A 16095-nucleotide genomic window follows, 5' to 3' on the forward strand; every position below is an offset into this window, starting at 1 on the left:
AAGTTCACCCTCCACTTTTTATGATCTACGCTGGGTAATGGGCATCAAAAGAAGCGTTTCCGCCATCGTTGTTCTGTTATGTAACAGCGCCTCCCTATTCATTTTTTGCCGCAGACACCTGGCCTGATAAAAACAATGAATACATCCCGACATTTGATTATTTGCGAATACTGTGACTCGGTCTACGGCACTGCGCCCCTTCAAAAAAAGCAGAAAGCCTGCTGTGTCTGCTGTGGTGCCGTCATTCAGCGGTACACCGCGTTGACGCTGCAACAGCGCCTCGCCCTGTGCGTGACCGCCGCCGTCCTGCTGGTATTTGCCAACTGTTATCCCGTGATGAGCATCCGTTTGCAAGGGTTGCAGAACTCCGCAACCCTTTGGGACAGCGTGCAGGCGTTGAGCGCCGGACCGATCACCGGGATGGCGCTTGTCGCCGGCATCTCCATCATCATCGCGCCTGTATTACAGGTCAGCCTGCTGCTGTGGGTGTTGACATTCGCCATGGCCAACAAGCGCTCGCCTGGCTTCGGTTTTTGCATGCGCTGGCTTGAGTCATTACGTCCCTGGAGCATGCTCGAAGTCTGTCTGTTGGGCGCCATGGTCGCGGTGTTCAAACTGGCGGGAATGCTTGACGTGGTGCCCGGCATCGGCCTGGCGGCCCTTGCTGCACTGAGTATTCTGATGATCAAGGTTGCAGGGCGTGATGTCCGACTGCTGTGGAATCAACTGTGAATACGCCGCCGCGGGCCGCGGATCTGAACCTGTGCCTTTGCCACAGTTGCGGCCAGGCCTGCGATATCAGTGATGATCCCCCCCAATGCAGCCGCTGCGGCACCGCGCTGCACGCCCTCAAACCCGACTCGTTGACGCGCACCTGGGCGTTTTTGCTGGCCGCACTCATTTTCTACGTGCCCGCCAACCTGCTCCCGGTCATGAACACCAGCATGCTTGGCAGTGGCGAAGACAGCACGATCATCACCGGCGTGCTGGAGTTCTGGGAAGCGGGAGCCTGGGATATTGCCTTGATCATTTTCATTGCCAGCATTGGCGTTCCCGCGATCAAGTTCGGCGCATTGACACTCCTGCTCATCACCTCGCAAAGGGGAAGCAGATGGGCCTGTCGGCAGCGCACCGGATTGTTTCGCTTTGTGGAGCTCGTGGGCTATTGGTCGATGCTGGACGTGCTGGTGATCGCGCTGGTTGCAGCGCTGGTCAAGTTTGAGGCTTTGGGCACTATCGAGCCCCGCGTGGGCATTCTGTTTTTTGGGACGGTGGTGGTGTTCACCATGCTCTCGGCAATGAGTTTCGATCCACGCCTGATCTGGCAGACTTCAGAGGACCGGGAGGCTCCCGATGCCCCATGAAATCTCACAACGTCCGCCCGAACCGGGGGCAATCAAGACGTCCAGCCGCTGGAGCGTATCGCTGGTCTGGATCGTGCCCATTATTGCTTTGCTGGTGGGCATTTCCCTGGTCGTGCATAGCCGCATGCAGGCAGGTCCCGAGATCACTATCACCTTCAAGACCGGTGAAGGCCTCACCGCTGAAAAGACCCAGGTCAAATACCGTAATGTGGTGATCGGTCACGTGTCTCAAGTCGAGCTGAGCGAAGATCAGAAGAGCGTGGCAGCCACAGTCAAGCTCGCCAAACGAGCTTCGTCGTTTACCCGTGAGGATGCCAGGTTCTGGGTGGTGCGCCCACGTGTCGGTGCGGGCGGTGTGTCGGGTATCGAGACGCTCTTGTCAGGCGCGTTCATTGGGGCCGATTCTGGTGAGTCGCAACGAACCGTCAAGGCTTTCATTGGCCTTGAAGCACCGCCTCCGATTACCTACGACGAACCCGGAAAACGCTTCACCCTGAGCACCAAGGATCTGGCGTCGCTGGACATTGGTTCCGCCCTCTACTACCGCAAAATTCCGGTGGGCCAGGTCGTCGGCTACGCACTTGATGAAAACGGCAAGGGTGTCGATGTTGAAGTGTTCATCAACGCACCGTACGACGCCTACGTCACCACCGATACTCGCTTCTGGAACGCCAGCGGTATTGATATCGGCGTCGGCGCAAGCGGTTTTTCCATAAAGACTGAATCGCTGTCCGCCGTGCTCATCGGTGGCATTGCATTTGGCTCGCCGGAGTACGGCTTGCCCAGTCCCGTGGCCTCGCAGGGAAGCCGCTTTGATCTGTACACCGACGCGCAGACAGCGCTCGCTCCGCCGCCAGGCAGAGCGCAATACATGGCCCTGCGCTTTGATCAGGCGCTCAGAGGCTTGAAGGTCGATGCCCCGGTAGAGTTTCAGGGCGTGGAGATCGGCAAGGTGGTGTCTTTGAACCTGGACTTCGACGTCAAGACCAGCAGTTTTCCAGTGATCGTCGGCATCGTCATCTATCCGCAAAGCCTGGGTCAGGCTCACACCAAGATGCTCGCCATACTCAAACATGACCCAAACGATCTGGAAGGCGGCATTCGCATTATCGCCAATTTCGTCGAACATGGATTGCGTGCCCAGGCTCGCTCAGCGAATCTGCTGACCGGTCAGCTGTATATCTCGCTGGATTTTTATCCCAAGGCCGAAAAAGTTGCGTTTGACCCTCACGCTCGCCCCGTCATGCTGCCCACCCTGCCCGGCAGCTTCGAGCGGCTGCAGGAACAATTGCAGGCGGTGGTGGAGAAAATAGGCCAACTGCCACTGGACCGTATTGCGTCCAATCTGGAGGGCAGCCTCGCCGAGCTGCGCACCGGCCTTAAGCAGTTCAATGGACAAACACTGCCTGGAGTCCGCTCAACCCTGGAAGAAGTCCAAAAAACCCTTAAGTCTGCCAATGCGACACTGGCCGATGACTCGCCGCAGCGCGAACAGCTCAGTGACGTCATTGACGAGTTGGGGCGCATGTCGCGGTCTTTGCGTGATCTTTCCGACTATCTGGGCCGACATCCGGAGTCGCTTATCCGTGGGCGGCCTAGAGGCACTCAATATGAAAACCAGAATCCTTGAACCTGGCGGTCACAGGAGCGATCCCCCATGCGTGCGACCTATGCGGTAGCTTTGCTTGCGGTATTTTTATTGCTGATGGCGTGCCGCAGCGACCCGGTGCATTACCACACGCTGACGCCTTTGTTCTCAGGCAACCCACGCTTGCCCCAGCCGGGTAACGACTTGCAGATCGAGCGGGTCGTCGTGCCGCCACAGGTGGATCGTTCGCAAATCGTGATTCGCCAAAACGCCAGTGAGCTGATCCTGCTGGAAACTGACTGGTGGGGCGCGAGCCTCGCCGAGGAAGTACAGAGCGCTCTTACCCTTGCCTTGGGTTCCAGGCCAGACAGTGACACTAAAATGACGCTGCGAATTGCGGTGTTACGCTTTGATCTGGTGCCCGGTCACTACGCACTGCTGGACGCCAGATGGCGCATCCGTTCAGGTCAGGTCGGCAGCCAGAACATGAAGGAACTCGTCTGCCAGAGCGTTTTTCAGACACCTTCAGGTGTTGCTGTGGAAGATCTCGTGCTGGCCCAGCAAGCCAACCTGCGAAATCTGGCTGCCGCGCTCAGCGAGGCAGGTCGCTCCGCAGCCAGCCGGTGTCCCTGAGGGCACTGGCTTGAGGTTTGCTGCATCTTTCAGCACCCCTCTCTGACCCAGTCCACCGGGTAGGCCAATAGATAGCTGTCGACAGCGGCACCTATCGTGGGGAAAAAAGCCTGCTCCCCGAAGCGCGAGAACAGTCCGAACCGCTTGAGCTTGTCCTTGACCGGATCCTTCATTTCAGCGAAGCACAGCGTGATATCAGCGGCGTACAAAATGTCGACCAGTTCCGCCAGCATATCGGCTGAGGTCACGTCCACGCTGGTGACCGGTTCAGCCGTGATGACAAGCCAACGAACCGGCGTGGGCGATGCAGCCACTGCGTTCAGTACCCGATCCTGAAACCATTCGGCATTGGCGAAAAACAGGGGCGCATCCCAGCGAAACAACACAAGCCCGGGAATCAGACGCGCGTCGGGATAGCGCTGGGTGTCATGGTAGCCCTTGATCCCGTCAACCCGCCCCAGCACGGCGGAGTATGGCCGCCAGCCATCCCACAGGAACTCGATGACAGCGATGACGATCGCCAGCCCAATGCCCGGAATCGCGCCGAATACGGCTACGCCGACCGTACAAACGATGGACAACCAAAACTCCCAACGCTGGATACGATAAATCCGCCGAAGGTCGGTAACCTCAATCAGGCCGACGGCCGATGCGATGACGACCGCGGCCAGGGCGCTCGCGGGCAGGCTCTGCAGCAGGTCTGGCGCGACCAGCAACAGAAAGGCAACGGCAAGCGCGCCGATAATACCGGTCAGTTGGGTTTTGGCACCCGCAGCCTCGGCCACGGGTGTGCGCGACGAACTGCTGCTGATTGGAAAGCCTTGAAAAAAGCCGGCGGCCAGGTTGGCAACGCCGAGCCCCACCATCTCCTGGTTAGGGTTAACGTAGGTATGGGTACGCGCGGCATAAACACGGGAGAGCACGCTGGTATCGGCAAACGAAACAAGGGCAACGGCACAACCGCCTATCAGGACGGGAACGATATCAGCGGTGGTAATCCAGGGAATCGTGAAACCGGGCAAACCTTGTGGAAGAGACCCCAGGACCACCACTCCGGCGCGTGTATCAAGGTCCAGGACACTGACGGCAACGGTTGCGCCCACCACGGCGATCAGAATGCCTGGCACGCGCGGGTGGCCCTTTAGCAGCAGAATTACCGCCAGGGTCGCTGCGCCAACCATGAGCGTAATCCAGTTGTGATTCCCGTCCATTACCGCAGTGGCAATGGACGATAAGGTGCTCAGTGGGCCACTTGTATCGCTTGAGAAGCCAAAAAAACCGGGCAGCTGGCTGATCAACACCGTCAGCGCAATCCCGTTCATGTACCCATAGCGGATCGGTTTGGAAAGCAGCTCTGTAATGAAACCGAGCCGCGCGATTCCCGCCAGGATGCACACCGTTCCCGACACGATGGCCATCATGCCCGCGAGGGCGACCGCGCGATGCGGGTCTCCCCCCGAAAGTGGCAGGACAACGGCGAGGATGACAGCAGCCAGCGAGGAATCCGGCCCCATCACCAGAATCCGACTGGGTCCGAAAAGCGCATAAGCGAGCAGCGAGACAATGGTCGCATAGAGACCATAAATGCCGGGAACGCCCGATGCCACCGCGTAGGCGATGCCGACGGGTATCAACATGGTGGTCAGCACCAACCCTGCCACGAGGTCGTGCCGCAACCATGTCACTTGATATCCGCGTAGGGTACGCAGCCCCGGTAACCAGCGCCGCCATCCAGTCTGATCGCCGACCGACACTCGATGCGCAATCCTGCCGGGTTCCGGGGCGGAGGGCGAAGAATCCAGATTACTCATAGGACTGTGGCCCTTAGGTGTAAAGCGCAGAGGCTTGAAGGTGTGGTTCGGATACTGGCGGTACAGTTTATTGATTCATTCACGCCAAAGCCCGAATTAAACCGTTAAACCCACCTAGAACAACCAGCTTTAAAATATGCACCTATCTGACTGATATCTAACAAAAAGTAGACGTTTAAAGTCAATAATTAAATATGCACACAGATTGATCTGAGTCAGATAACTGAAAACGAACAAATTCAACCTGTTGTATCCTTTCTCCCGTAACGAAATCGTGCGACGCCTGATCTGCCGAAGCCATCGCTACGGCACCCAGATACCCACTCTCGCCACATGAAATGACCAGAGCAGGCCTGCTGCCTGTCTTGCTTCAAAGTCTTTAACCAAGGAGAGCCTAAAAAATGGCTACGTTCGAGCCCGGTCACCTGCACATTGAGCGTCATGCACTGAACAAAGACGACGTCAGCTACAACCTGCACATCGACTATGAAGTGACACAGGATCCCAAGGAAGGCAAAGGGATGCTGTTCACGATGCACGGCCGCATCCAGGGCACGGACATGGAAGAAAAATTCTTCCTGCCCAAGGATCAAGCCTACAACTTCGCCCATAACATCACGCAAATCGCAGAAAAGTACGGTATGCCCAAGGTGTATAGCAGCATCGGTTCGATGCACAAATACTACGACGAAATGTTCGAAGACGTGCGCGTGCAGCTGGACATGAAATCGGGGGACCCGGTCAGGCCTGAACATCTGGAGTGATCGGGGTTGTTAGCTGCAGAGGCAACGGATCTACGCCCATGTGCGCTATTCAGGCTGCTGTGTGTCATCCACTTGCTCATCAAGCAGCGTGGTGCCGTAGGAATTATCCACCACACATAGCCATCGGCCCGAAATCTGCTGAAAGACATACGTGGCCCGCCGCTCGACATCGGTGGTGATTCCGGATTTGTCAGTGGTTTGCAGCAGGGTCTCCATGACGACCAGCGCCACATCACCGCCCGGGATCACCTGCATTCTTCCCTGCCTGACCACGATGCTGTGATTGAAGTAATCCGCAATTGCCACGAATGCCTGGCGAATACGCTCTTTGCCGGTGACATTCAAGCCGGGCTTGACGACCAATGTCGCGTCCTCGGAATAAAACGCCATCAGCGCGTCATAGTCCTGCGCTGTGATAGCGCGGTCAGCCGCTTCGATGGTCTGTTTCAGGCTCAGGGTAAGTTCGTCCATTTCTGATCTCCTTAGTCTAGCGAATCGAGTGCGGTCCCAGGCTCGCAAGAGAAGCAGTGCGTTATCCACGCTTTACTGCTCGTCATAACGTTTGCGTGCCTCGTTAAAGCCCTCCGACTGTTCAATCACCCACGTCCACAGCGGAATCATCTGCACCAGCAACCCCATTCCCAGTTCGGTCAGCGCGTACTCGACGCGCAAGGGCTTCTCGCCAAAATCGTGACGAGAGATCAGCCCGTCGCGCTCCAGCTGACGCAGCGTGTGAGTGAGCATGCGTTGAGTGACGCCGTGCAGCCGACGACGTAACTCCGCGTGGCGCAAGGGGCTGGTCACGCCCAGCGCATGCACCACCCCCAGTGACCATCGGTTACCGGAGTGACCCAGGATATCGCGCTTGAGACCATCCTCGTCCTCGCTAAGCGCGCGACAGGCGTTCTGCGAAAGCCGCACGATTTCCTGAGCGTCCAGACCGCACGGTATCACCGATGTACCTACTTTTTGCGCATCGATGCTCATGACAAGATCCAAGCCTCAAGTTAAGTGCGTCAAACAGAGGCTTACCATGCAGGCTGCTAATTCAAACGTCAAACAACGTATTCTGGTCTTGGGGGCCGGCGAACTGGGGCTAGCCGTGCTGCGAGGACTGGCCGCTCGATCGACCGAATCCGCGAGCATTACCGTGCTGCTGCGCCAGGCCACTGTGCAGAGCTCGTCCATGGAAAAACAACAGGAAATCGACGTGATCAGGACGCTCGGCATCGCCATCGAGGTAGCCGACGTCACCGATGCCTCCGTGGAAGAACTCGCTGCGGTGCTGCGACGTTTCGACACGGTGATCAGCTGCGTCGGATTTGCGGCGGGCCGGGGCACTCAGCGCAAGTTGACTGAAGCCGCGCTCACGTCGGGTGTGAAACGCTATATTCCTTGGCAGTTCGGCGTTGACTACGACCGGATTGGCCGTGGTAGCCCGCAAGACCTGTTCGACGAGCAACTGGATGTTCGCGACCTCTTGCGCGCCCAATCCCGGACTGAATGGGTGATCATTTCCACCGGCATGTTCACCAGCTTCCTGTTCGATCCGGCTTTCGGGGTCGTTGACCTGCCCGCCGGACAGGTCAACGCACTGGGCAGCCTGGAGACTAAGGTTACGGTGACCACGCCGGAAGACATCGGCACGCTCACCGCCGCCATCGTCCTGCACAGCCCGCGCGTCATCAATCAGGTGGTCTACACTGCCGGCGACACCCTCACCTACGGCGATCTGGCCGATCTGCTTGAACGAGTCATCGGACGGAAAATCGAGCGCCGGGAGCTTAGCGTGCAGCGGTTGCAGGCAGACCTTGAGGAAATGTCCGACGACAATCTGCGCAAATACCGCGCAGTTTTCGCGATGGGCCGGGGTGTTGCATGGGATGTAGCGAGGACATTCAACGGAATCCATGGATTACCTGTGACCAGCGCGGAGCAATGGGCGCGATCTAATTTAAGTCGTAGCTAGATTCCTACGCGTCCGGCAAACGCGCGTTGCGTAGCTAAACGAGCGCCCACTCATGTGGTAACAACTTCCGATTCACTCGCCCGCTGCGTCGGCAGGCGCGTGAGAACATCCTTCAGACACGTACAGATCTTGTGGCTGCATGGAAAGACCCGCTTAAAGGCTAGAAATGGTGTCCGAGGTCAGGAATGCTTTCCCGACCCAAGCACAAACCATCAAGCGCCCAATCGCAAGATCACGAGATTGTCGTTGCGGAAATGTTTCTTTTGAAGCCCATTGCCCACCTGTCATGACCAGCGCGTGTCACTGCTTGGGCTGTCAGAAAAGGTACAAAAACGCCCGCGACTGGGCGGGCGTCGGGAAGGATCTGCGCCTGGGTGATGGGCATCGTGATTCTCCTTGATGGTGGTTGTAAGCGTCTAATAGAGGTGCGCACACAGCTCGCTTGCAGCGACTGGCGGGAAGATATAAGTTTCCTCCCATATTGGGAGGATGGTTTTTGAGAGTGATAGCGCGAGGGGCTTTGCGAGCTTTCTGGGAAACTAGCCCGGCTTACTCAGATGCCATGACACCACTGGTGGAGTGGTATAGGCACATGGAAAGGGCGGGCTATCGCACGCCTCAGGAGGTCAAGGCTGAACTGCGTTCTGCCAGCATCCTGAAAGGGGCCGAGTGGTATTCAACATCGCCGGAAACAAGTATCGTAAGCGCTCCATAAACCCCACATTCAAAGCGCTTAGCTGATCCCGGATGCTGTGCTCCCGATTCCCTCAGGAGCCAGCTCGCCATGATGCGACCCGATGCCAAAGTCGAAAAAGTGTATCTGTACCCCAAGCCGGTCGACTTCCGAAAATCCATCGACGGCTTGGCTGCGCTGGTCGAGCTGGACATTAAAGTCGCGGTATTCGACCCCGTGCTTTTCGTTTTCCTCAACAAGCCGCGCAATCGAGTGAAGATATTGTATTGGGAGCGCAACCGCTTCTGCCTTTGGCTCAAGCACCTCGAGTCCGAACGATTCAAGACATCGCCTGACGCCACCGACGAAGCGATTGTCCTGACGGTTCAGGAACTCAACTGGATGCTCGATGGCTTTGACCTCTGGCGCAACCGTCCTCATCAAGTTTTGACGCCGCGATTCGTAGCCTGATTCGGTATAATCCAGGGCATGATTTCCATGCCCCCAGACCTTCCTGACGATCCTGAATTGCTCAAGCAAATGCTTGCGCAGATGCAGTCACGGGTCGGGTTTCTTGAGGAGGAAAACGCGTTGTTGCGCCAGCGTTTATTCGGACGCAAGTCCGAGCAAACGACTGATCCAGCCACACCTCAGTTAGCTCTTTTCAATGAAGCGGAAAGCATCGCCGAACCTGTCGGCGAAAACGCTGAAGAAGAGGTCGTCGCTCCAGCCAAGCGACGCGGCAGGCAAAAGGAAGCCACTGCCCGCTGATCTACCACGTATCGAAGTCATCCACGAACTTCCCGAACATGAACTGACGTGCGTCTGCGGTTGCCGCAAACATGCCATTGGCGAAGAAGTCAGCGAGCAGCTTGAAATCGTGCCGATGCAGATCCGTGTGATCAAACACGTACGTAAAGTTTATGGTTGCCGCGACTGCGAGACGGCACCGTTTACTGCGGACAAGCCGGCTCAACTGATTGAAAAAAGCATGGCCAGCCCAAGTGTTCTGGCGATGCTGCTGACCACCAAGTACGTCGATGGATTGCCGCTTCACCGTTTCGAAAAAGTCTTGGGCCGCCATGGCGTCGATATCCCGCGCCAGACGTTGGCTCGCTGGGTTATCCAGTGCGGTCAACACTTCCAGCCGCTGCTGAATTTAATGCGCGATAACTTGTTGGCCAGCCGTGTCATCCACTGCGATGAAACCCGCGTGCAGGTGTTGAAAGAGCCTGATCGAGAACCGAGCAGCCAGTCCTGGATGTGGGTGCAAACCGGCGGCCCGTCAGATAAACCAGTGATCCTTTTTGACTATTCCACCAGCCGCGCGCAGGAGGTGCCAACACGCCTGCTCGATGGCTATCGTGGCTACCTGATGACCGATGATTACGCCGGTTATAACGCGTTGGGCGCGCAGGCCGGTGTTGAGCGTTTGGGCTGCTGGGCGCACGCAAGGCGCAAGTTTGTTGAAGCCCAAAAAGTACAGCCGAAAGGCAAGACGGGACGTGCCAACATCGCGCTGAACTTGATCAACAAACTCTATGGCGTAGAGCGTGATCTAAAGGATGCGTGCGACGACGATCGTAAAACCGGCCGTCATGATCGGAGTCTGCCGATACTGGCTCAGTTAAAAAGCTGGATGGAAAAGACGCAGCCACAGGTCACTGCCCAGAACGCGCTGGGCAAAGCCATCGGTTACCTCGCAAGCAACTGGAGCAAGCTAGAACGGTACGTCGAGGAAGGCTATTTGCCGATCGACAACAACGCAACTGAACGCGCGATACGCCCCTTCGTGATCGGAAGAAAGAACTGGCTGTTTAGCGACACGCCCAAAGGCGCGACGGCCAGCGCTCAACTTTACAGCTTGGTTGAGACTGCCAAAGCCAACGGCCAGGAGCCCTATGCGTGGCTGCGCCACGCATTAGAACGGCTGCCACTGGCGACCTCGGTTGAAGATTACGAAGCGCTGTCGCCGTGGAACTGCTTGCCCGCATCGCCTAGCTAGGCGCGCTGCCCACCTTAAGGTCTGTGGGGTTTATGGAGCGCTTACGATTGATCAGGAGTAGCAAGTCTACAACCGAGCGTCAGTGCTTTATAGCTGAACTTGGCCGGCCCAAATCAAAAATTTTCAATCACAGATGGTGTCATACCTCCTGATGCATTGTCAGGTGCTGCGGAGCGTTGAACTCTTATCCTAGGTACCCCTTACTCCGGGGAGTCCGGGTTGATAGGTTTAGGGGGATTGATCATTAGAGGAAGCAAAGAGGCAATCGGGAGCGATGATGGCCTGCCCCCGATTTCAGCCTATAAAATATTACTCTTAACCCCAAGCGTCAGAGATGGCCATTCCAACTTGCTGTATTTGCTCATGGTTTAGATTTATAGCTCCGCTGAAGGGCGTACCATAAACCTCCATAGAGCCTACTAATTGCATTATTTTTTCCGCAGAAATCTCATCACCATCGGAAGTCATTATCTTAGACACTTGATTTTCTTGAGATGCAAACCAATCGTCGATGGTAACTGCATCATCCGACCCAACATGATAAACAGTTAACGAATCATCCACCCTGCTAAACCAAAGATCTATTTTATCAATACCTTCACCAAACTTAATAACATCAGAATCAACCGCAGATGACATAACATTATAAACAATATCATGATCTGACCCTGATTGAATCATATAGGTATCAGACCCGCCCCCTCCAATCAGAGTATCCTGACCTTGATACCCATTGAGAACATCATTCCCTAAGCCTCCAGAAAGTAAGTCTGCGACGCCAGTACCATTGAGGCTTTGATCAACACTAAGAGAGCCGGTAGACACGAGACTGGAGTCACTTACCCAGACCGAAGACTCTATACGCCCGCCCTTACTGGAAACAATATCTGAGAGACTAGTCAATGTATCTAGCTCATTATCGCCTTCAACAAACAAACTAGTAAGCTCAGCTATTGATTGAAGCTGGATCCGAACAGAGCTTTCGCCGACTGCGTCATCCACTATATAGAGCAAAGCAAAGACTTTGCCACCTTCACTATAAATAGATGGAGCTTTCAGCAAAGGCAAGAAAACAGAATCCGAGTTAACAGCCTGAAGTATATTCACTCCTTCAGAATCCTCAATAATCGCATACTTCTGGGAGGCATCAGAACTTTTAAAACCACCTATACCGTAAGTATCGTTACCGATCCCACCATAAAGCTTGTTATCTCCTCCATGAGAATTCAATACGTCATCCCCCTCTCCACCGTAGAGAGAACCTACCCCTCCCCCCCTGGCGTCCAGCGTATCGTCCCCATCACCGCCAATCAATGTGTCATCGCCCAGAAGGCTCCATATCTCATCATCCCCACTGCCGCCATCATAGTAATCATTATCAATAAAATCACGGCGAACTACCCCATCGATAACAACCTCAAACTCTACAATAAAATCCTTTCCTTGACCTCCATACACGGCATCATTTCCTGAACCGCCACCAATCGTATCATCACCATCTTCACCAAAAATCAAATCAGCATTAGTCGAAGTCAAATCATAGTATTCGCCGCCATCCACAACATCACTACCATTTCCAAAAAGCACATCATTACCGTTCCCGCCATGTATCACATCGTCGCCACTTCCAGCATCCACATAGTCATCCCCATCGCCACCTTCAATATAGTCGTTCCCAGAAAAGATTCCAACTTTTTCAGAGCCTTGAAAGAGATACCATGGACCTTCAGGGGACAGAGTTACGATCATTTTACCGTACGCTCCATCACTTCGAATAGAATCGTTACCGGCACCGCCAAAAATACTATCGTCCCCGGCTCCGGCATAAACAATATCGCCACCCTCGCCCCCTTCAATGAAATCATTTCCATTTTCAGAAACTATAAAATCATTACCTGCATGAGCGCTTATTATGTTATTACCGCGACCAGCATAGATTGAGTTATCGTCATTACTACCTTCTAACCGATCAGAAAACTCACTTCCATAAACATTTGAAAACTGGATATTTTGTTCTGCAGGAGCATAAACATATCCCACCCCAGCTACATAGTGACCTGTTTTCAACACCCCATTTTGTTGAGAGACAACAACTTCCGCCAAGCTCATCTGCCCGCCGTCATTATCAACAAATGTATTGCTAAGACTATTTGCGCTCGTTAAAGCCGCCTTTTTTCCATCATTTAACAAAACCACGAACACGCCACCTTCGAGAATAATCTCTATCTCACTGGCTATCACCCCTGCCAAAGTATTGCGGCCAGCATCATCAGAGATTACAGCTCGACCTGACTTCTCTCCTTGTATGTAATAAATATCGTCACCCAGCCCTCCGTAAAGCCAATCATTACCTTGACTTATCAATATATCGTTTCCAGATCCAGCATAAATAAAGTTCTTCCCTACTCCGCCAGAAAGAATGTCATCGCCCGCACCGCCCTCGAGGGTATCATCACCATTACCACCGTAAATCATGTCATTAAGGTCTGATAACACTGACTCAGTGGCGTTATCCCCTACTAGAAAATCATCTCCATCTTCTCCATAAATTATATCTTGACCGCTTCCACCGAAAACCCTGTCATTTCCGTCCCCAGCATAAATAATGTCATTTCCACTAATATTTTCAAAACCTGTCAAACTGTCACCTAAAATATAATCATCTCCAGCTGCACCAAAAATCGTATCATCTCCACCATCACCAGCAATTAATTCCGAGTCTTCCCCTCCGGTAATAATATCATTACCAGCTACATATGGATTAGATGGCCCCCCATCACCAAAAATTTGATTTATCCCGTTCCCGCCGGATATCACATCGTTACCGCCGCCACCAAAAATTTGGTCAGCACCATTTCCGCCGTAAATTGTGTCATTACCATACAAAACAATTAAATTTGGGTCCCCCATTTCTCCATAGAGGTAGTCATCACCCTCTCCCCCAAGAATAAAATCGTCTCCTCCCGCCCCCTGCAAGTTATCATCTCCATCCCCCCCATCAATATAATCGACACTATAATCTGACGCACTTAAACTCTCCGCCTGTATATAGTCATTTCCATCACCTCCAAAAAGCACATCAGACCCGTTACCTCCGAAAATAAAATCACCATCATCGCCGCCGTATATCTGATCATTACCGCTAACACCATCATCATCTTTATAGTCCCCGATAATGAGGTCAACGCCCGTACCCCCAAGTATTATGTCGTTTCCAGCCCCCCCTATTAGAATATCTTTACCTGTGCCCCCGTCTATGTAGTCGCTTCCACCACCGCCGTACACCCAATCATACCCTGCTCCTGCATTAATAATATCATCACCTTCATCCGATATACTCTCAACAGCAGAATCTATTAATGACATATCGTAAAGTATAACATTAGCCACTACAGACGCTGTCATTAAGAAATCCCAGTCAGAACTCGTCCTGATGGTGGTTGCGTCACCAAAAATCACATCAGTACCATTTCCCCCATTAATAGAGTCAGAGCCTGCTCCTCCAAGTATTACGTCACTCTGGTTTGAGCCGGTCAACTCATCGTCTTCAGAATAACCATCAATCCAATCACCTTTAACTAAGCTTTCATTATCGGCAGTGCCCAGATCCTTGATATCAATCATGGCGTCATCACCATAAATCTTATTGCGCCCGCTCCCTCCAGATAGAATATCCCTCCCTCCCCCACCCGTTATTAGGTCGTTTCCTTGACCACCCTGAACCGTATCGTCACCATTCCCTGCGTTATACTCATCATCTCCGCCTGCTCCGCCATCTATGTAATCGTCACCTCCATAAGAATTAATAATATCGTTATTGTCAGAATCATAAAAAGTGTCAGACGCATCGGCATCAGCCTTGGAAGAATCAGTAATCAAATTCCCCCATTTGTCGTTACCGGCCTGAACACCATCTTCTTCCAAGTCAACATCCAGAGCTCCAAGATCACCTTCAATTACGTTGATGCCTGGCGAACCTTGTGACTCGGACGCAATATAGTCCTTTAAGTTTAAACCCAACTGCCCTTTCTCGTAGTCACCAATGACAATTGCACTGCCTTTCCCATAACTTGCAGTAAGTACTCCAATGCCGGATCTACCACTATCTGGAGCGAACAAAAAGGTTATTCTTTCATCTGCACTTTTCCACTGATTCGCATACGGTGAAGTTTTTTCAGCTATTGAGTAGGTGGTTCCATCAATGACTATCTGACCTAACCCATCAGCATCCACAATAGTATCCACCCCCACGTCAGAACTACTAAATACGTATGTATCACTTCCAAAACCGCCATTAAGCAGATCGTTTCCAGCGCCACCTATCAGGTTGTCATTTCCCTCACCTCCATACAGTATGTCGGATTTCGAGCCCCCTAGCAGAGTGTCCTGACCTGCGGCAGCGACGATAGCCACGCCATTCTGCTCTGCTTGCCTTGCAAGTAAATGGCTCCCCAAAGCTGATAAGTACCATGGAGAGTCATCAAACTTTGAGGCTGATAAGCTATCATTCCCCACACTGCCATAAATCACTGCTTTGTTTTCATAAATTGTGTTTGTTGAGTTTAAATCCCACAATTGCTGCGGAAGCTCCACTAGATCAGACGGTGCAGATGCGAGACGAATAACCCCCTGGGCCTGATATTTCAAATAGGCCAACGAATCTGCCGCATAATCATTAGCGCTGTAAATTCTATCCGATGATACTTCACCAGCAAATTGAATAGAAACCTTCTTTCCTATACTAGATGGATCGACGTAATACTTAAGAATCTCATTAGCAATCCCCGTTATCATATCGCCACCTTCAAAGTCAAAATTCTCCGACCCTAGAGGAACTACTGCATAATTTTTTATCTGCCTTTCACCAAACTTATCGACAATAAACCTGACATCATCAGAAAGTTTAAACTCCCCCGAATTCCAGACATAGGTTCTTTGCACGTAGTCTTCAGTGCTGTCAGCCAACTTGTTTTGATAGATATAAATACCATAAGCAGCAATACCTAATTGCGTCGCAACCTGACTCTTCGTATATTCGACTCCCGGCTCCATCCAAGAAAGATCTGAGGATTGAGCAAAAAACTCCTCTACTAGTGCGGAGTTTGAGCCCAGTGCAAATCTGCCAGGACCGCTATCCATATAATCCTGAACACCGACTTGTATGATGGTACTCGGGAGAGGCCTGATGATACTTTCTGAAATTATATTTCCAGGCTTATTACCCCCCCCATAAAGATAAAAATTAGTTATAGTATCAATCCCAATATTTTTCCATTCATACACCATGC

At 53.0% G+C, this 16095-nt stretch carries 11 protein-coding genes and 2 pseudogenes; 9 read left to right on the forward strand and 4 right to left on the reverse strand.

Annotation, left to right across the window (positions count from 1 at the left end; translation table 11 throughout):
* The first annotated feature begins 135 nt into the window (after window positions 1-135).
* From ACP7B0_RS03200 to ACP7B0_RS03215, 4 genes are read left to right on the forward strand one after another with little or no spacing between them, the layout of a single operon-like run.
* A complete protein-coding gene (locus ACP7B0_RS03200) occupies window positions 136-732 on the forward strand; it encodes a paraquat-inducible protein A (RefSeq protein WP_426139466.1) in 597 nt (198 codons plus the stop codon).
* A complete protein-coding gene (locus ACP7B0_RS03205; protein WP_426139467.1) occupies window positions 729-1364 on the forward strand; it encodes a paraquat-inducible protein A in 636 nt (211 codons plus the stop codon). The genes ACP7B0_RS03200 and ACP7B0_RS03205 overlap by 4 nt, the downstream gene beginning before the upstream one ends.
* Entirely contained in the window at window positions 1354-2994 is a 1641-nt protein-coding gene (locus ACP7B0_RS03210) for an intermembrane transport protein PqiB (RefSeq protein WP_426139468.1), read from the forward strand. The genes ACP7B0_RS03205 and ACP7B0_RS03210 overlap by 11 nt, the downstream gene beginning before the upstream one ends.
* A gap of 27 nt (window positions 2995-3021) precedes the next feature.
* Window positions 3022-3585: a PqiC family protein gene (locus ACP7B0_RS03215; RefSeq protein WP_426139469.1), complete on the forward strand. Its 564-nt coding sequence runs from the start codon at window positions 3022-3024 to the stop codon at window positions 3583-3585.
* A gap of 29 nt (window positions 3586-3614) precedes the next feature.
* Here the strand turns inward: ACP7B0_RS03215 and ACP7B0_RS03220 are convergent, their stop codons facing one another.
* Entirely contained in the window at window positions 3615-5396 is a 1782-nt protein-coding gene (locus tag ACP7B0_RS03220) for a SulP family inorganic anion transporter (RefSeq protein WP_426139470.1), read from the reverse strand.
* A 401-nt stretch (window positions 5397-5797) separates the two neighbouring features.
* Here ACP7B0_RS03220 and ACP7B0_RS03225 point away from each other — a divergent pair, with 401 nt between their 5' ends.
* Window positions 5798-6160: a DUF5064 family protein gene (locus ACP7B0_RS03225; protein WP_426139471.1), complete on the forward strand. Its 363-nt coding sequence runs from the start codon at window positions 5798-5800 to the stop codon at window positions 6158-6160.
* Between the two features lie 45 nt (window positions 6161-6205).
* Here ACP7B0_RS03225 and ACP7B0_RS03230 read toward each other — a convergent pair whose 3' ends face one another.
* Together ACP7B0_RS03230 and ACP7B0_RS03235 are read right to left on the reverse strand one after the other, a co-directional pair.
* Entirely contained in the window at window positions 6206-6631 is a 426-nt protein-coding gene (locus ACP7B0_RS03230) for a YybH family protein (RefSeq protein WP_426139472.1), read from the reverse strand.
* Window positions 6632-6703: 72 nt separating this feature from the next.
* A complete protein-coding gene (locus tag ACP7B0_RS03235; protein ID WP_426139473.1) occupies window positions 6704-7147 on the reverse strand; it encodes a winged helix-turn-helix transcriptional regulator in 444 nt (147 codons plus the stop codon).
* 46 nt (window positions 7148-7193) lie between these two features.
* On the opposite strand from ACP7B0_RS03235, the gene ACP7B0_RS03240 reads away from it, so the two are divergent.
* The 4 genes and pseudogenes from ACP7B0_RS03240 (at window position 7194) to tnpC (ending at window position 10807) form a co-directional block, all read left to right on the forward strand.
* The gene (locus ACP7B0_RS03240; RefSeq protein WP_426139474.1) at window positions 7194-8129 is read left to right on the forward strand and encodes an aromatic alcohol reductase; all 936 of its coding nucleotides are present in this window, start codon (window positions 7194-7196) and stop codon (window positions 8127-8129) included.
* 496 nt (window positions 8130-8625) lie between these two features.
* A pseudogene (locus ACP7B0_RS03245) lies at window positions 8626-8831 on the forward strand (type II toxin-antitoxin system HigB family toxin); the annotation flags it as partial.
* A gap of 82 nt (window positions 8832-8913) precedes the next feature.
* Complete coding sequence (tnpB, locus tag ACP7B0_RS03250; protein WP_426139475.1) at window positions 8914-9273, forward strand: IS66 family insertion sequence element accessory protein TnpB; 360 nt, start codon at window positions 8914-8916, stop codon at window positions 9271-9273.
* 18 nt (window positions 9274-9291) lie between these two features.
* Window positions 9292-10807, forward strand: a pseudogene (gene tnpC, locus ACP7B0_RS03255) (IS66 family transposase).
* 315 nt (window positions 10808-11122) lie between these two features.
* On the opposite strand, the gene ACP7B0_RS03260 reads toward tnpC, so the two are convergent.
* Entirely contained in the window at window positions 11123-16093 is a 4971-nt protein-coding gene (locus tag ACP7B0_RS03260) for a calcium-binding protein (protein WP_426139476.1), read from the reverse strand.
* Window positions 16094-16095: the final 2 nt, after the last annotated feature.

Source organism: Pseudomonas sp. DWP3-1-2 (genome assembly GCF_049896285.1).
Taxonomy (GTDB): Bacteria; Pseudomonadota; Gammaproteobacteria; order Pseudomonadales; family Pseudomonadaceae; genus Aquipseudomonas.